Genomic DNA, 16,195 nt, shown 5'->3' on the forward strand with positions numbered 1-16,195 from the left:
GGGTCCGGGAGTGGGGAGCTGGAAGTTGGAAGTTGGAAGTCACCGAAACTGATGGTGAGGTAAGAACTCACCACGTCCTCACATCATCCCGGCCTGCGCCGGGATGACGAGCTGGTAGTCCTGTCGCCAAAGCTTCTATCGGCACTTTCCGTAGCAACTGCTACCCATCCCGGCAAAATGTGCTCGCAGAAGCACAAGGACCCATCGCATTGCGCAGCATCGCACCCGCGATAGACAAGGTGGATCGCGAGGTCTTCGCGCGTCAGCCATTGGCGGACTGGGCGTGCGAACTGCCGGATCGCATCTGGCCTGACGACTGGCCTTCGCTTGAACAGCTCGATGCCTTGCGTCTGGGTGCGACGCAGGCCGACGGACACGGGCGACCGGTCTTTGTCGCGCAGACACCGGCACTGCTGGCGGATGGACAGCATTACGAGGAGCGCATCCGGCTCGGTCGACTGGCGACGCGCGAGCGCAACTGGCATGACTTGTTGAATGCCCTGGTCTGGCTGCGCTACCCACGCATCAAGAAGGCCCTGAACACGGCCCAGTGCGCCGACATCGCGGTCGTCGGCCCGAGCCAGCGAACGCGCGCGCAGTATGCGATGACGCATTTCGACGAGGGCGGGGCGATCGTGCTCTGCAGCGATCGGGATCTGATGGCAATGTGGGATCGCCACGACTGGCATGGCCTGTTCTGGCGTGAGCGCGCGGCCTGGGGCACGCGCATTACTGTACTGGTGTTCGGCCATGCGGTGCTCGAGCTGGCCTTGCAGCCCGAACGCCTGCTGGTGGCCAAATCGCTGGCCTTGATGACGGATGCCGCCAGCATGGCTTCGATCCGCGTCGATCCCGAATCGATGCGCAGCAGGCTGGATGAGCACGTCGCCGGATTGATCGCCGATGGTCGGGCCATGGCCGACCCTCAGGATTTGCGGCCACTGCCCCTGTCCGGCATTCCCGGCTGGCATGCGCAAGCCGTCGACGAGACTTTCTTCGCCAGCGCGCCATGCTTCAGGCCCTTGCGCGAAGGGCGCCGCTATCCGCCGGCAGAAGAATTCTAGGCTTGCGGATTTAACGGATTCGGGAACTTTTTGCCCCCTTCTGGGGTACATTGCGCATCGCTCGCAATCCTAGGCGTCGATCAACCCGGTTTCCATCCCCGGCGGGTCCTGATGTCCTGGATTTTGATTCGGCGATCCAATGGAACGCCCCACAGCCTGTCGGGGCCACTGAATTCGGAAACACAGGGTGATTCGACAATGATTGAAACCCAAGCACTGGGAAAACGTTATGGCGACCTGGTCGCTGTCGATGGCATCACGTTCAAGGTCGAGCCGGGGCAGGTCCTCGGCTTCCTCGGCCCGAATGGCGCCGGCAAGTCGACCACGATGAAGATGATCGCGGGCTTTCTTGCGCCGACTTCGGGCAGCGCGAAAGTCTGCGGATTCGACGTCGAGCAGCAGTCGCTGGAAGCCCGCCGCGTCATCGGCTATCTGCCGGAAGGTGCGCCAAGCTACGGTGAAATGAGCGTGCGCCAGTTCCTCGCCTTCATCGCCGACGTGCGCGGCCTCGGTGGCAGCACGCGTGACAAGCGACTCGATGACGCGATCGGTCGGCTCAGCCTCGAAGCCGTGCTCGAACAGCCGATCGAAACGCTCTCGAAGGGCTTCAAGCGGCGCGTCGGCCTGGCCCAGGCCATCCTGCACGATCCCAGGGTACTGATCCTCGACGAGCCCACCGACGGACTCGATCCCAACCAGAAGCACGAAGTCCGCAACCTGATCAATGCGATGGCGCGCGACAAGACCATCATCGTTTCCACGCACGTGCTCGAGGAAGTCCATGCCGTCTGCAGTCGCGCGATCATCATCGCGCGCGGTCGCGTGCTGGCTGACGCCACGCCGGCAGAGCTCGAAGCGCGTTCGCGCTACCACCAGGCCGTCTCCCTGACCGCAACCGACGCCAACGCCGCGCGGGAGGTTCTGGCGCGGATCGCCGATGTGGCCTCGATCGAAGTCGACAAGCAGGACGGGCGCATCACCGCCTTCCCGAAACCCGGCCGCAGCATCTATGCCGCCGTGAACGAGGCGCTCAAGGAGGGCGATATCGTCGTTCGTGAACTCGCTCTCGAGGGTGGACGACTTGATGAAGTGTTCCGCAGCATCACCCAGGGCGCGGATACAGGGGAGGCAAGGGCATGAGTGCAATCACCACCGTATTCCGGCGCGAACTCGGCAGCTACTTCGCAACGCCGGTGGCCTACGTGTTCATCGTGATCTTCCTCGTCCTGTCCAGTGCATTCACGTTTTACCTCGGCAGTTTCTACGAGCGCGGCCAGGCCGACCTGATGCCGTTCTTCAGCTTCCTGCCCTGGCTCTATCTGTTCCTCGTGCCGGCCGTTTCGATGCGTCTGTGGTCCGAGGAGCGCAAGAGCGGCACGATCGAACTGTTGCTGACCTTGCCGATCACGATGTGGCAGGCCGTGCTGGGCAAATTCCTCGCCGCATGGACCTTTATCGGCATCGCCCTGCTGCTGACCTTTCCGCTCTGGATCACGGTCAACTATCTCGGCGATGCCGACGATGGCGTGATATTGACAAGCTATCTTGGGGCCATGCTCATGGCCGGTTCCTTCCTTGCAATCGGATCGTGCATTTCGGCCGCTACGCGCAATCAGGTCGTCGCCTTCATCCTGACCGTGGTCACCTGCTTCGTGCTGATCATGGCGGGCTTCCCGCTGGTGCTCGAGGCGTTCCGCTCATGGGCGCCGCAAGGCCTGGTCGATGCCATCGCCGGCCTGAGCTTCCTGACCCATTTCGCATCGATCAGCAAGGGCGTCATCGACCTGCGCGATCTGCTCTATTTCTTCCTGATGATCGGATTCTGGCTCTACGCAAGCGCCATCGTGATCGATCTCAAGAAAGCCGACTGAGGAATTCCAGGAATGACATCCCATCGCAAGACTCTTTCCGGCGGCGCACTGATCGTCCTGATCGTGTTGTTCGTCGCCGTCATGCTGCTGGTCAACGTGCTGTTCCGCGGCGCGCGCGTGGACCTCACGGAAAACAATCTCTACACGCTCTCGCCAGGCACCAAGGAAATTCTTTCCACGCTCGACGAGCCGATCAACCTGTACCTGTTCTACTCGGACAAGGGCACGCAGGACCTGCCGCAGCTGCGCACCTATGCTGTGCGTGTGCGTGAAATGCTCGAGGAAATGGCCGCACGTTCGAACGGACGCATCACGCTGGAAGTGATCGACCCGCTGCCGTTCTCCGAAGACGAGGATCGTGCGGTCGGCTACGGCCTGACCGCTGTTCCGGTCAACGGTGGCGGTGGAGAAACGATCTTCCTCGGTTTGGCAGGCACCAATTCCACCGACGGCCAGGCGGCCGTGGCCTTCTTCGACCCGGGCAAGGAATCGTTTCTCGAATACGATGTGGCCAAGCTGATCCACGATCTGGCCACACCGAAGAAGCCCGTCATCGGCCTGATTTCCGGTCTCGAAATGGGGCCCGGATTCGATCCCGCCACGCAACAGATGCGCGAACCCTGGGCGATCCAGCAGCAATTGTCGCAATCCTTCGAGCTGCGCCAGTTGCAGGGCCAGGGCCTGACCTCGATCGATCCGGAGATCAGCGTGCTGATGCTCGTGCACCCGAAGGATCTTTCCGAGGACGCACGCTACGCGATCGACCAGTTCGTCCTGCGTGGCGGCCACCTGATGGTATTCGTGGATCCGGATGCCGAACTCGATACCTCCGGGATGGACCCGCAGAACCCGCAGGCGGCGATGTTCGCCGATCATTCCTCGAACCTTCCCGAATTGTTCAAGGCCTGGGGCATCGAATACGACCCGGCCAATGTGGTGCTCGATCGCACGCGTGCCGTCGAGGTCAGCATGGGCCAGGGCCAGGCCCGCGTACGCCATCCCGGCATCATCGGCCTGACCGCCGCCGAGTTGAACGGCGACGATGTACTCACGGCCAATCTCGATTCGGTGAATGTGTCCAGTTCCGGCTACATCGACCTGGCCAAGGATGCGACGAGCAAGCTGATTCCGCTCATGCAAAGCTCGGGCGATGCCATGTCGGCGCCGGCCAGTCGCCTGCGCATGTCACCGGATCCGCGCGGCCTGCTGACCGACTTCCAGCCCAGCGGTGAACGCTACGTCATTGCCGGTCGCGTGACCGGCAAGTTCAAGACCGCTTTCCCGCAGCGTAGCGGGGAGGGGCATCTGGCCGAATCGAAGGACGACGGCCAGATCATCGTAGTCGCCGATACCGACCTGCTCGCGGATCGGCTCTGGGTACAGGTACAGAACTTCCTCGGCCAGAAGCTGATGAACGCGTTTGCCAACAATGGCGATTTCGTTCTCAACGGCGTCGACAACCTGACCGGCTCTTCGGCGCTGATCTCGATCCGAGGCCGGGCCACATCGCGACGTCCGTTCACCACCGTCGAGGCGCTCAAGCGCCAGGCCGATGACCGCTTCCGGGCCAAGGAACAGGAGCTGCAGCGCGAATTGCAGGAAACCGAGCGCAAGCTGGTCGAGTTGCAGAGCGCGAAGTCGCGCGATCAGGCACTGATCATGTCGCCCGAGCAGCAAGCCGAACTGACCAAGTTCAGCCAGCGCAAGGCCGACATCCGCAAGGAGCTTCGCGACGTGCGGCGTTCACTGGATGCCGAGATCGAGTCGCTCGGCAGTCGCCTCAAATTCCTGAACATTGTCCTCGTGCCCTTGCTCGTGACAATCGCCGCCGTGGCGTTTGCCGTCTGGCGCATTCGTCGTCGCCGGCGCAAGGGATGAGGAGGGGAGAACCGTCATGATGAACAAGAAGACCCTCATCCGGTTGGGCGTCGTCAGCGTGGTCGCGATCGTCGCGGCACTCGCGATCGATCATTCGCGCAAACCGGTCAGTGAATTCAGTGCCAAGGCCCAGCCGCTGGCCGGTGATCTCAAGGCGCAGATCAACGATGTGACCGCGTTGACCATTTCCGTGCCGGGCCAGCCGACCGCCGTTGTCCTCGATCGCGGTGAAGGCGGCTGGAGCGTCGCCGACAAGGGTGGCTACCCGGCTGATGTCGGCAAGCTGCGCGAATTCCTGCTGAGAGTCGCAGACAGCACTCTGGTCGAGCAGAAGACCGCCAGTCGCGAGCGCTATGCGGATCTGGGCGTTTCCGATCTAGGCGAAGCGGATGCCAAGGGCATCGAGGTGAAGATCGATGGCTTGCCCAAGCCTGTCGACTTCATCGCTGGCGTCTATAACACCAAGGCTTCCGGCACCTATGTGCGCCGCGCTGACGAGGCCCAGAGCTGGCTCGCCTCGGGCAATCTGATTCCGGATCGCAACGCGAAGGACTGGCTGCAAAAGGACCTGGCCAACATCAGTGCGGATCGCATCGCCTCGGTGACGATCACTCAGCCGGATGGCAAGACCCTGCGTGTCTCCAAGAACGACCCGGCGGACGCGCAGTACAACATTGCCGATGTGCCCAAGGGGCGCGAACCCGTTTCGGAGTACGCGGCCAACGGCCTCGCCTCGGCACTCGCCGACTTGCGCATCGACGATGTGGCGCCGGCGAGCAAGGTCGCTGCGCCGGAGAGTGCAACACGGGTTCGCTACGCAACCTTCGACGGCATCACTGTCGACGCCACGACCTGGACCGAGGCGGACACGCGCTACGTCGGGTTCAGCGCCTCGCTTGACAAGGACGCGGCCGAAAAGCATCTGCAGGTGGCAAGAGAAAGGGCCGCTGAAAAAACGAAGTCAGAGTCTGCGGCAGCCGAGTCCGATGAAGCGGACAAGGAAGCTGGCAAGGATGCGGATTCGACAGCGCCTGCTGCCGAATCCGTTCCGAGCCTGACCGATCTCGAGTCCGAAGTGGCCCGGCTGAATTCGGCGTTCGAGGGCTGGAGCTTTGTCCTGCCCGCGCACAAGACCGCCAACATGACCAAGACCATGGACGAAATGCTCAAGCCGCTCGAAGAGAAGACGGCCGACAAGGGCGGGAAGTCCGGCAAGTGATCATGCCGCTGACGGGCGCCGACAGGTTCGCAAGCACATGTCGGCGCCCCTGCCGCGCACGCCGCCGCGAGCGCCGGCGTGGTTGACTGGCGCGTCGTCGCCGGCGTTGCCGGCAGTCTGCTCGCGGCATGCGCCGTGGCGACGGGCGCCTTCGCTGCCCACGCATTGCGCGGGCAACTCGATGCTGCGGCGATGGAATTGTGGCGAACGGCCGTCAACTACCTGTTCTGGCACGCATTGGCGCTGATGCTGCTGGCCCTGGTTCCGGGGCCCGAGTCGCATTGGCGCAAGGCCGCCGGCCTCGCCTTTCTCTCCGGAATCGGCCTCTTCTGCGGAAGCCTTTTCGCGCTCTCGCTGGGCGCACCGCGCCAGACTGGAATGTTGACCCCGCTCGGTGGCAGCGCCTTCCTGTTCGGCTGGATTTGCCTTGCGGTGCTGTTCGCCCGATCACGCGGCGACGCGCGTTGAACAGAATCGCCCTTGTCGTTCTCGACCCGATTCGCGCGCTGCTCAACTTGTTGAACGATGGCTTCTTTCGGATGGAATCCTCGCAAGAGGATGCCGAAATTCTCCATCGTCAGTCGGAATGCCTCGTTCAATCGACGGATTGCGGATCCGCGTCGAGCATGCATAATGCCAACTGCGTCACAGGGGGAGGTGTGGGTATCCGAAAGTTCGGGATGCACTTTCTGGATGCGTCATAACCTCGGTCGGTCCTTGATTCTTGAGGATTGGCCCGCGATTCAGGGATTCAGTACATGATGTTCTTCCGCCACGGCATCGGACCGCGCACGGGCATCTCGCGCGCGTCGGCTCTGGCCCTCGCACTATCCGTTGCACCTCTATTGTTTTCGTCCGGCGCGCTTGCGCAGGATGCCGGGCCCAGCGCGCCCGACCCCATGGGTACGACGTTCACGATCACCGAGGCGGTCATCGCCGGTGGGGGCGTCACCACTTCCCAAAGTCCGTGCTTCGAGCTGGCTGGCACGACCGCGCAAGCGGTAGCCGGGCCGGCCAGCGGCGACACCTATGAGGTCTACGCAGGCTTCTGGGACGACAGCGGTTCATCCGACACATTATTTCGCAACGGTTTCGAGGCTTGCCAACCATGAAGACATTCTTGAGCGTCATTTTCGCAACTGTCCTGATGGTGGCCGGACCTGTACTCGCGCAGACCGCGCAACTGCCCGATTTCACCTATCAGGGCCGTCTCCAGGAAAACGGCTTGCCCTCGAATGGCCTGTTCGATCTGAGCTTTGCGCTGTACGACGCAGCCGTGGGTGGCCAGCAGGTTGGCGACACGGTTCTCGAACCCCAGTTTCCGGTTACCGACGGCCTGTTTACCGTAAGTCTGGCATTCCCCGGCGCTTTCACCGGTGACCAGCGCTGGTTGCAGGTCACGGTCAATGGCGAGCCGCTGAGTCCGCGCCAGGCTGTCTCCACGACTCCGGTCGCCCAATATGCACTTGACGGAAATCCGGGTCCGACGGGGCCGGCCGGTCCACAAGGCCCCCAGGGTCCGCAAGGCGTTGCTGGCCCGGAAGGCCCGACCGGTCCGATCGGTTTGACCGGTCCCGCAGGTCCTCAGGGTGAAGTGGGCGCCACCGGTGCGGCAGGTCCCGAAGGCCCCGCTGGCCCGGCCGGCGCAACCGGCCCGCAAGGCGCCACCGGTGCCGTCGGTCCGGAAGGCCCGACCGGCCCTGCAGGAGCGCAAGGCCCGGACGGACCGCAGGGACCCACCGGCGCAACAGGCGCAATTGGACCTGAAGGTCCGACGGGTCCGGCCGGCCCGCAAGGTTTGCAAGGCTTGCAAGGTCCTGAAGGTCCGCAAGGGGCAACCGGAGCCACTGGTGCCGTGGGTCCTGCGGGTCCGACCGGCCCGGCAGGTCCCGCAGGTCCGCAGGGCCCGGCAGGCATTGAGGGTGCCGAAGGTCCGCAGGGTCCGATCGGCGCCACCGGCCCAGCCGGGCCAGCGGGCGGTTCATTTCCCGATGCGCCAGCCGACGGCAATACCTACGCGCGTTACAACAACACCTGGGTCGCCATCAGCCCTTCTTCCGGACAGCCCAGCCTGGAGTCCGTGATCCTTGCCGACAACCCCGATCTTTACTACAAGCTCGATGAAGGTCCGGCGACGACGGTCTTTGTCGATTCCGGAGCGGCTGGCATCGATGTCAATCTGAGCGGTGCGGCGATCACGATGAAGCCGGGATGGAGCCGTCTGTTCCCGACCAGCGATGCGAACTACCTGCGTACCAACGAAGGCAATGGCAAGGCCGCAGCCGTTGGCAATCCGACCGGCCTGACCAATCCCGCCGGATCCATTTCGGTGGAAGCGATCTACAGCCCGCAGACCAATGGCTCGGGCTTCCAGCCGATCCTGTTCATCGGCGATGACTCTCCCGCCGTGCCGTTCCTCCAGTTTGGCGTCATCAACCTGCAGCCGAGCATTACGGTCGGTGCAGGTTCACGTGTCGATCTTTCCGGACTCTATGCCGGGCGGACCTATCACCTTGCAGCGGTGCTGGATTCGAACGTCAGCGAGGTACGCATCTACGTCAATGGCCATCTGCTGCAGGTGCAGAGCCTGTTCGGCTTCCCGTTCGCGCTGACCGCACCCAAGGTCTACGTCGCTTCCGTTCCTGACGCGGATCGCCCGTTCGTCTATTCGACGCTGGGCCATGTCGCCTTCTACTACGGACAGGCGCTGTCGGAATCGCAAGTAGCGGCGCACGCGAAGGCGGCAGGACTCTACGGATACTGAGTTGAACCGGTGACTGCCTCGACCGGGCAGCCCCGCTTGTTCGCTTCAATCCGGCACCGTCGCCTCGTCGTTTGCTCAGCGGCGTTGCCAGCACCAATGCCACGGCTCATAGGCGATGCCATGGAGGTTGTCGCGCGGGTAGGACAGCCGGAATCCGAAGCGGGCGGCTTCCTTCTGCAGCCAGGCGAATGCGGGTGAATGTTCGAATTCCTCTTCGAGCGCGGCGTAGCCGGGGCAGGTGATGTCGACGACGCGGCCGGAGTGGTGTTCGCTGAAGCCCGGTGCGGCGCTGACCCTGAGTATTTCGTCCATCGACTGCCCGCGTTCGAGCTTGCGCTCGATGATGACCAGCTGATACGAAGCGGAGCGGAAGGCGGAGACGACTTGCAGGTCGATACCATCGTCGGCTGCGGCCTGGCGCATGCGCTTCCACGCCCTGGCCGCGCGCGGCGCCAGCCACTGCGTCCGCCCATGGATGTCTTCGCCAATGCAGGACAGATCGCGCGGCTCGCGAACAACCCGCAACTTGTGGCGCGAACCGTAATCGCGCGGCACGCCTAGCGCATGCGCAGCCTTGATGATGCGCAAACGATGCTCGGTATCGCAGCGGGCAGGCGGCAGGGGGCGGGCACTGTTCATGGACACAGCTTAAGGCAACGTTGATCGAAACGGCGAGCCGGGCGCCAGGGCTCAGGGAATGGATTCAATCCATGCAGCAATATCTTCGATGACCTTCGCCTCAACCGTGGCAGGGACCGCGTAGTCATCCGGGCCTGGCGGGTCGGAGGCAGGCATGAAGGTGTGGCCCAGCCCTGGGTACTCGATCAACTTCACCCGAGGCGTGGACGCGAAGGCGGCCTGCCAGAGCGCAAACTCGTCTTCGGTCGTGACCTGGTAGTCCCGCTCGCCCTGCAGGATCAACAGCGGCATGTCGAGCGAACGTGCCACCTCGATCGGATCGTAGTGGTTGAGATCCAGCCAGTAGCTGGCCGGAACGCCAAAGAACAACTCGGACTTGTCCGAAGCGAACCAGTCGAGTTGCTTGATCCTGCGCACTTGCGCTTCCGGCTCCGTCAGCATCCGAGTGATGTCCGCTTCGCTTTGGCCATCGAGTCTTGCTAGGTAGCGGGTCTGGCGCAGCATGATGTCCTCGAGCTTGTGGGCGGGTGCGGCCAGCAGGATCAGACCCGCCAGCCGCGCATCGCGCTCACCGATGCGTGGCGCCATCATTGCGCCAAGGCTGTGACCGGCGACAAAAACGCGCTGCGCATTGATTTCGGGTTGCCGGCGCAGATCGGCGACGGCCGCGAGCGCATCATCGACCGTCTCATCATCCACGGTGAACGTGTGGCCGACGAAGAGGTCCGGGCTTGCCTTTGTTCGCTTCTCGTAGCGAAGCACGGCGATGCCGCGCTCCGCGAGTCCATGCGCCAGATCGCGAAACGGCTTGTTCGGCCCCAGTGATTCGTCGCGGTCGTGCGGGCCAGAACCGTGGACCAGGACAATCGCCGCAAAGGGTCCATTGCCGCCGGGCAGACTCAGTGTCGCCGGCAGCTTGACGGATCCATTGATTACCTCGATTTCGCGCTCGCTGAATTGCTCGTTGCGAACCGGGGCGGCGGGCAGTTCTGCAGCCGGAACGAGCTGGAAGCCGGCAATCCGCTTCTCCTGATCGAAAACGACGCGTGCATCCAGGGCGACGCTGCTGAACTGCAATCGCTGGACCACCACATCATGACCCTGGAGGGTCTGCCCACGCGGTTCGCCACGGGCCTGGCGTTGGCCAAGCTGTGCGGGCAGGGCCAGCCAGATTCCCTGCAGACTCGTTGCCCCCAGTGCCTTGACCATCTCCGGAGTGGTCATGGCCACGGCTTCCTCGTAGCCCTGCGCATCCAGCAGGTCGATGAAGCGCGAGGCAAGCCGCGCCAGTTCCGGATCGGGCGGAAACTCCTGAATCGATGACGCAGCGGGCGCGCCCGCCGGCATCGACGTTGTGCGCATTACGTGCGAGACAGCGAAGCCGATCACCAGGAGCAGGCCGATGCCTGCCGTCAGCCAGCGACGCATTTCAGCGCGGCTTCTTCAGAAACAGGAAGATCGGACGCATCGGACCGACATTGAGTGTGCTGACCAGTTCCCATCCCTTGAGTCCTTCACGGGCGAGCACTTCATTGATGGATTCGACATCGAAGCTGCCCATGAAGGACGGCTTGATCTCGATGGTCTGGTAGGTCCAGCTCTCGGCCATGGCGAGTCTCCCTTGATGATTCGAAACGACAATCCTGAATCCTGCGAGGTTGCGCCATTGTCCCGTGGCCCGTCCAGCGCAGGACGCGACGGTCTGATCCGGATGGCGCGGTTCTGACCCCGATCCCGCTACTCATCTCGGCCCGCTCGATCGTTCAGGCCTCATCGTCGCGCATGGCTTCGGGCTTTTCCGCCGGCTGGATGCGACCGGCCTTGCGCAAGGCCTCGCGCATCACGTATTCGATTTGCGCATTGAGCGAACGCAAATCGTCGTCCGCCCAACGCTGCATCGCCTCCAGTACCCTGGCATTGATGCGCAATGGATAGGCTTTTTTTTCGCTCACGACGATCCGCGGTGCTTGTGGCGAGGCATGCGCATCAGTAAAGCGAGCCGGCGTTGACGACGGGTTGGGTCGACCGATCGCCGCAGAGTACGACCAGCAGGTTGCTGACCATGGCCGCCTTGCGCTCGTCGTCCAGTTCGACCACACCGCGTTCGCGCAGCTGGTCAAGCGCAAGCTCGACCATGCCGACTGCGCCTTCGACGATGCGCGTGCGCGCGGCGACGATGGCGCTGGCCTGCTGACGCTGCAGCATCGCCTGGGCGATTTCCTGGGCGTAGGCGAGATGGCTGATGCGCGCCTCGATCACTTCCACGCCTGCCTTGGCCAGGCGTTCCTGGACTTCGTCGCGCAGGTTCGCGTTGACTTCCGGGCCATTGCCGCGCAGTGAAATGCTGACGCCGTCGTGGGCATCGTAGGGATAGCTCGTGGCCATCTGGCGCAGCGCGGACTCGGTCTGGACATGCACGAAATTCGCGTAGTCATCGACCATGAACACGGCTTCTGCCGTATCGACGACCTGCCAGACCACGATGGCACCGATCTCGATCGGATTGCCGTCGTTGTCGTTGACCTTGAGCTTGCCCGATTCGAAATTGCGCACGCGCAGCGAAACGGCATTGCGCGAATAGAACGGGTTGGTCCAGCGCAGGCCCTGTTCGCGAACGGTCCCGGCATAGCGGCCAAACAGCTGCATGACGCGGGCCACATTGGGCTGCACGGCGAACAGGCCCTTGAGCAGGAAAAAGATCAGCATGGCCAGCAGGACAGGGCCGATGATCTGGCCGAATGCGGGCTCGGCATGGCCTTGCGCAGCCGTGGACACGGTATTGATGAACCAGGCGGCGGTCAGCCCAAGGGTCAGCAGCAGAACCAGCAGGACCGGGATTCCCGGCAGGGACAGGGCTTTTCTTTCGTTCATGACGGATCTCCGGATGCGGGTTGGGCCAGGAACCAGGGGCTCGGGCGATGCCGGTCGCGCGCCTGCGTGGAAGATTCCGGGGCCGGGTATTTCGAGAGATAAGATATCATAGTGATATCATTTTGTAACCCGCTTTCGGCAAGTCCCGATTCGACCTTCAATTCCCGCGGTCGCTGTTATCGTTCCCGTCGAAACGCAGCAGCGGCGCCGGAAGGTGTTCGCCACTGACCAGGACGGATTCGCCCGTGCGGTCAAACGCCAGCGCTTCGGCCTGGGCCATCGGGGGCAACGGCATCCGTTCCGGCGCGCGCGCGAATGCTTGCATCCATGATTCACTCTTCAAACGCGTGAACACCCAGATGTCGCGATAGGTCAGCACGATCGCGCGGCGGCTCTCGACATCGACATCCATTGCGGTCGGCAGGCTGCCAAGGCGTGCCGAAGGAAACCGTGCCTGGCGCTCGCTTGCCGTCGGCTGCGGCAAGGTACGCAGTTCGGTGAGCTTTCGAGCCACCTGCATCTGTTCCGTGTTGGCAGCCAGTGGCAAGGCATAGACCGCGGGCGTCGACGAGCGTTTGCTCAACAGCAGTACCTGATGCGCCTTCATGTCGATGGCGATGGCTTCGCAATCGTGCGCGCCATCAGGATAGCGAAAGCGCATGCGCCACTCGGGTTTGCGCGACAGGGTTTCGCCGCCGCTTTTTTGCAGGTCGGGTTCCTCGATCAGGATCAGCTCGTAGTCCTTGCGCGTTCCCGCGTTGTCGCCGACATCGCCGATCAACAGCCAGGATTTTCCGTCCTTCACGAAACTGGCGACATCTTCCCAGTCGACTGCGCGCACGCCTTCCACGATCAGCTGCGCGATGCGCTCGCCGCGGCCATTGATGGCATGCAGACTGGCCGGTCGCGGCGCGTCGTTGTGTACCCAGTAGACAGCGTCGGCGAGGCGGGAGGCAGCGATTCCGCTGATCTCGTCGAGTCGGCTGTCGGTAATCAGTGCTTCCAGTCGGGCGGGCGCAAACGGCGCCGCGCCGTGTTCCGCCGCACTGGCGCATTGGGCAGTCAGGAGCAGGGCCAGCCAGCCGATCTTCATTGCAGAGTTGCGTTGCCAGTCGATTCGATCTTGAGAAGTTGCGTCCTGCCGAGCAGGTCGAGGCCGTTGTAGAAGCGCCAAGGGTCGCCATCACCGGAGGAAAAGGCGATATGACCGGCGTCGAAACCTGCCAGCGCGGCGTCATAGCTTTGCCAGCGCCCATCGACCCATGCCTGCATCCATGCGTGCGGCACGAACACGTTGCGACGGCCGGCGAAGTGGTCCGCGTAGGCCAGTCCGTCGACGACGCGTGTCGCAATGCCGAGCGCGCGGCCGAGTGTCGCAAGCAGCACGGCATGCTCGGTGCAGTCGCCTTCGGGTTTGCGCACGATCTGCAGCGCCGATGCGTAACCCACGCTGAGACTCTTGTTGGTGATGAATCCGCGTACGAAGGTTTCCAGCGCCTGCATGCGCGCGGCATCGTCCTCGAGTCCGAACGTGGCGCCACGGGCCATGGCCACGATTTCCGGAGCGTCGCTCTGCAGCCAGTCGTTGGCCGCGTAGTCGGATTCGCCGGGTGCTTCGCCAATCCCGCTGCGGGCCTGGCGATAGACCTCGATGATCAGGGAGTCGCCATCGCGCTCGACGTTTTGTTCGGAGGTCTGCGGAAACTCCAGCGGTGCGCCCTTGCCCTTGGCGGCGATCGTATAGCGAAGGCTGCTGCCCGTTTCCTCCCGCTTGAGGGCACGAGGCGCCTGCATCAGCGTGTGCCTGAAGACATCGGAAGTCTGGTTTGGCGCGGTGGCACAGCTCTGGCTGCACTCGAGCAGGGTCAGTTCGACGCCAATCGCGGGCATGGTCAGCTTGTAGACGTCCCGCTCCGCATCCACCCAAGCCGTGTTGCGCACTGGAGTTCCAGAGAAATCAAATACCTGCTCCACCTTGTGCAGGGATTTTCTACCTGAGGGCAGACTCACTGTTTCGCGCTTGCCGACAGTGCTGGTGACCTCGACGGCACTCAGGTTGGAAGGCTGGAACGAGAGATCCCGATGCGTCGTGCCGGCCTGCAAGGGCATGCGCAGGCTGGCGAGCCTCAGGCCTTCGGCGAGCAGGGCGCCCTCGGGCCAGGGCATCTGGCGTTCCTGCGAACCGGCTGCGTTGTCGACGCGCAGATGCAGGGTATCGCCCTTGAGCTCGCCATCGATGCGGGTCTCGCTGCCGCTCAGTCGGGTCGTCGAGCTGAACCTCAGTGGCTCGCCGGCCAGGGTTTCCTCGCTGGTTTCGTGGCTGCTCATGGAGATGCCGGTGCCGGCACGGTCAAACTCGATGTCCAGCAACTGGCGCGTCGTCACGACATCGGCCTTGACCGTCCTGGATGACTCGAAAGTGCCAATCTTGCGGCCGTCCAGGAGGACGCTGTACCAGAGGTGTTCGGCCGGTTTTGCGTGCGCGAGCAGGGGCAGGGACAGAACCAGCGCGCAGAGCAGACGAAACATGGGATTCCTTGATCAGGGGGAAGGGGCATTGTGCCGTAGCGGATACAATGGTGGCAGATCACACCACTATCCAGTGAACCAGCGCCCATGAAGCCATTCGGAATTCCGCACACCCGCAGCGCCATTCGCGTCATGCTGCTGGGCTCAGGCGAACTCGGCAAGGAAGTGGCCATCGAGCTGCAGCGACTGGCGGTCGAAGTGATTGCCGTGGACCGCTACGCGAATGCCCCTGCCATGCAGGTGGCCCACCGCAGCCATGTCATCGACATGCTCGATGGCGACGAGATCCGGCGTCTGATCGAACTGGAAAAGCCCGACCTGGTTGTTCCCGAGATCGAAGCCATTCACACGCCGACCCTGGTCGAACTCGAAAAGCAGGGCCTGCATGTCATTCCGACTGCTCGTGCCGCCTGGCTGACGATGAATCGTGAGGGCATTCGTCGCCTGGCGGCCGAAGAGCTCGGCCTGCCCACCTCGCCCTATCGTTTTGTCGACTCCGAAGAGGAGTACAGGGCCGCCGTGCGCGATATCGGGCTGCCCTTCGTGATCAAGCCGGTCATGAGTTCATCGGGCAAGGGCCAGAGCACGGTCAGGACCGAGGCCGACCTGGCGGATGCCTGGAACTACGCCCAATCGGGAGGCCGTGCAGGCAAGGGGCGCTGTATCGTCGAAGGGTTCATTGACTTCGACTACGAGATTACCTTGCTGACCGTGCGCCACGCTGGAGGAACCGGCTTCTGTGCACCCATCGGGCATCGCCAGGAAGCCGGTGACTACCGCGAATCCTGGCAGCCGCAAGCGATGAGCGCCAAGGCCCTGGCCGAAGCCGAACGCCAGGCGCGCGCCATTACCGATGCGCTGGGCGGGAGCGGACTGTTCGGCGTGGAGTTCTTCGTCAAGGGCGACACCGTGATCTTTTCCGAAGTCAGTCCGCGCCCGCACGACACCGGACTGGTAACGCTGATATCGCAGGAGTTGTCCGAGTTCGCCCTGCATGCGCGCGCCATACTCGGATTGCCTGTTCCGAACATCCGCCAGCTGGGTGCGTCGGCATCCTGTGCAGTCCTGGTCCGCGGCGAGGGCAGCGAGATCAGCTTCCATGGGGTTGCCGATGCCCTGGCCGAACCCGACACGATGCTGCGCATCTTCGGCAAGCCTGAAGTGCGCGGCCAGCGGCGCATGGCAGTCACCCTGGCACGCGGAGAATCCATCGAGGAAGCGCGCAGCAAGGCGGTCGGAGCGGCATCCTGCCTGCGGATTAGCGTCGCCTGACTGCAGCTTCCCGAAATTGCCTGCGTCCGCCTTCGTAACGGAGGGTCTCAGACCCTCCCGCTCCAATTCTGCAGATTGCGGGATAATG

General features: G+C 63.2%; 16 protein-coding genes. 9 read left to right on the plus strand and 7 right to left on the minus strand.

Going from position 1 to position 16,195, the window contains the following annotated elements; genetic code table 11:
* Positions 1 to 209 precede the first annotated feature (209 nt).
* The 8 genes from R3F00_RS07370 (at position 210) to R3F00_RS07405 (ending at position 8,796) form a co-directional block, all read left to right on the plus strand.
* Positions 210 to 1,064, plus strand: coding sequence for a DUF3025 domain-containing protein (locus R3F00_RS07370; RefSeq protein WP_371281120.1), 855 nt, complete (start codon positions 210 to 212; stop codon positions 1,062 to 1,064).
* A gap of 198 nt (positions 1,065 to 1,262) precedes the next feature.
* Positions 1,263 to 2,204: an ABC transporter ATP-binding protein gene (locus R3F00_RS07375; RefSeq protein WP_371281121.1), complete on the plus strand. Its 942-nt coding sequence runs from the start codon at positions 1,263 to 1,265 to the stop codon at positions 2,202 to 2,204.
* A complete protein-coding gene (locus R3F00_RS07380; RefSeq protein WP_371281122.1) occupies positions 2,201 to 2,935 on the plus strand; it encodes an ABC transporter permease subunit in 735 nt (244 codons plus the stop codon). The genes R3F00_RS07375 and R3F00_RS07380 overlap by 4 nt, the downstream gene beginning before the upstream one ends.
* A 12-nt stretch (positions 2,936 to 2,947) precedes the next feature.
* Positions 2,948 to 4,813, plus strand: a complete 1,866-nt coding sequence (locus R3F00_RS07385; RefSeq protein WP_371281123.1) for a Gldg family protein — start codon at positions 2,948 to 2,950, stop codon at positions 4,811 to 4,813.
* Between the two features lie 16 nt (positions 4,814 to 4,829).
* The gene (locus R3F00_RS07390) at positions 4,830 to 6,032 is read left to right on the plus strand and encodes a DUF4340 domain-containing protein (protein WP_371281125.1); all 1,203 of its coding nucleotides are present in this window, start codon (positions 4,830 to 4,832) and stop codon (positions 6,030 to 6,032) included.
* Positions 6,033 to 6,110: 78 nt separating this feature from the next.
* The gene (locus tag R3F00_RS07395) at positions 6,111 to 6,500 is read left to right on the plus strand and encodes a DUF423 domain-containing protein (RefSeq protein ID WP_371281126.1); all 390 of its coding nucleotides are present in this window, start codon (positions 6,111 to 6,113) and stop codon (positions 6,498 to 6,500) included.
* Positions 6,501 to 6,790: 290 nt separating this feature from the next.
* On the plus strand, positions 6,791 to 7,144 hold the full coding sequence (locus R3F00_RS07400; RefSeq protein ID WP_371281127.1) for a hypothetical protein: 354 nt from the start codon (positions 6,791 to 6,793) through the stop codon (positions 7,142 to 7,144).
* Positions 7,141 to 8,796: a LamG-like jellyroll fold domain-containing protein gene (locus tag R3F00_RS07405; RefSeq protein ID WP_371281128.1), complete on the plus strand. Its 1,656-nt coding sequence runs from the start codon at positions 7,141 to 7,143 to the stop codon at positions 8,794 to 8,796. The genes R3F00_RS07400 and R3F00_RS07405 overlap by 4 nt, the downstream gene beginning before the upstream one ends.
* A 75-nt stretch (positions 8,797 to 8,871) precedes the next feature.
* Here R3F00_RS07405 and R3F00_RS07410 read toward each other — a convergent pair whose 3' ends face one another.
* The 7 genes from R3F00_RS07410 to R3F00_RS07440 form a co-directional block, all read right to left on the minus strand.
* On the minus strand, positions 8,872 to 9,435 hold the full coding sequence (locus tag R3F00_RS07410) for a D-alanyl-D-alanine carboxypeptidase family protein (RefSeq protein ID WP_371281129.1): 564 nt from the start codon (positions 9,433 to 9,435) through the stop codon (positions 8,872 to 8,874).
* A gap of 51 nt (positions 9,436 to 9,486) precedes the next feature.
* The gene (locus tag R3F00_RS07415) at positions 9,487 to 10,863 is read right to left on the minus strand and encodes an alpha/beta fold hydrolase (RefSeq protein WP_371281130.1); all 1,377 of its coding nucleotides are present in this window, start codon (positions 10,861 to 10,863) and stop codon (positions 9,487 to 9,489) included.
* A gap of 1 nt (position 10,864) precedes the next feature.
* Positions 10,865 to 11,044: a DUF4177 domain-containing protein gene (locus tag R3F00_RS07420; protein ID WP_371281131.1), complete on the minus strand. Its 180-nt coding sequence runs from the start codon at positions 11,042 to 11,044 to the stop codon at positions 10,865 to 10,867.
* Between the two features lie 154 nt (positions 11,045 to 11,198).
* Positions 11,199 to 11,387: an Arc family DNA-binding protein gene (locus R3F00_RS07425; RefSeq protein WP_371281132.1), complete on the minus strand. Its 189-nt coding sequence runs from the start codon at positions 11,385 to 11,387 to the stop codon at positions 11,199 to 11,201.
* 34 nt (positions 11,388 to 11,421) lie between these two features.
* Complete coding sequence (locus R3F00_RS07430) at positions 11,422 to 12,306, minus strand: SPFH domain-containing protein (RefSeq protein WP_371281133.1); 885 nt, start codon at positions 12,304 to 12,306, stop codon at positions 11,422 to 11,424.
* 157 nt (positions 12,307 to 12,463) lie between these two features.
* Positions 12,464 to 13,399, minus strand: a complete 936-nt coding sequence (locus R3F00_RS07435; protein WP_371281134.1) for a hypothetical protein — start codon at positions 13,397 to 13,399, stop codon at positions 12,464 to 12,466.
* Positions 13,396 to 14,835 carry a transglutaminase family protein gene (locus R3F00_RS07440; RefSeq protein WP_371281136.1) on the minus strand — a complete coding sequence of 480 codons (1,440 nt, stop codon included), beginning with the start codon at positions 14,833 to 14,835 and terminating at the stop codon, positions 13,396 to 13,398. The genes R3F00_RS07435 and R3F00_RS07440 overlap by 4 nt, the downstream gene beginning before the upstream one ends.
* 87 nt (positions 14,836 to 14,922) lie before the next feature.
* Here R3F00_RS07440 and purT point away from each other — a divergent pair, with 87 nt between their 5' ends.
* Entirely contained in the window at positions 14,923 to 16,107 is a 1,185-nt protein-coding gene (gene purT / locus R3F00_RS07445) for a formate-dependent phosphoribosylglycinamide formyltransferase (RefSeq protein WP_371281137.1), read from the plus strand.
* The last annotated feature ends 88 nt before the right edge of the window (positions 16,108 to 16,195 follow it).

Origin of the sequence: Dokdonella sp., from assembly GCF_041395345.1 — a bacterium.
Lineage (GTDB): Bacteria > Pseudomonadota > Gammaproteobacteria > Xanthomonadales > Rhodanobacteraceae > Dokdonella.

Bases quoted from the DNA above. Each gene is read 5' to 3' on its own strand.
- R3F00_RS07440 (WP_371281136.1), bottom strand. From the start codon at position 14,835: ATGTTTCGTCTGCTCTGCGCGCTGGTTCTGTCCCTGCCCCTGCTCGCG.
- R3F00_RS07405 (WP_371281128.1), top strand. From the start codon at position 7,141: ATGAAGACATTCTTGAGCGTCATTTTCGCAACTGTCCTGATGGTGGCC.
- R3F00_RS07410 (WP_371281129.1), bottom strand. From the start codon at position 9,435: ATGAACAGTGCCCGCCCCCTGCCGCCTGCCCGCTGCGATACCGAGCAT.
- R3F00_RS07420 (WP_371281131.1), bottom strand. From the start codon at position 11,044: ATGGCCGAGAGCTGGACCTACCAGACCATCGAGATCAAGCCGTCCTTC.
- R3F00_RS07415 (WP_371281130.1), bottom strand. From the start codon at position 10,863: ATGCGTCGCTGGCTGACGGCAGGCATCGGCCTGCTCCTGGTGATCGGC.
- R3F00_RS07400 (WP_371281127.1), top strand. From the start codon at position 6,791: ATGATGTTCTTCCGCCACGGCATCGGACCGCGCACGGGCATCTCGCGC.
- R3F00_RS07380 (WP_371281122.1), top strand. From the start codon at position 2,201: ATGAGTGCAATCACCACCGTATTCCGGCGCGAACTCGGCAGCTACTTC.
- R3F00_RS07390 (WP_371281125.1), top strand. From the start codon at position 4,830: ATGATGAACAAGAAGACCCTCATCCGGTTGGGCGTCGTCAGCGTGGTC.
- R3F00_RS07385 (WP_371281123.1), top strand. From the start codon at position 2,948: ATGACATCCCATCGCAAGACTCTTTCCGGCGGCGCACTGATCGTCCTG.
- R3F00_RS07375 (WP_371281121.1), top strand. From the start codon at position 1,263: ATGATTGAAACCCAAGCACTGGGAAAACGTTATGGCGACCTGGTCGCT.
- R3F00_RS07435 (WP_371281134.1), bottom strand. From the start codon at position 13,399: ATGAAGATCGGCTGGCTGGCCCTGCTCCTGACTGCCCAATGCGCCAGT.
- R3F00_RS07430 (WP_371281133.1), bottom strand. From the start codon at position 12,306: ATGAACGAAAGAAAAGCCCTGTCCCTGCCGGGAATCCCGGTCCTGCTG.
- purT (WP_371281137.1), top strand. From the start codon at position 14,923: ATGAAGCCATTCGGAATTCCGCACACCCGCAGCGCCATTCGCGTCATG.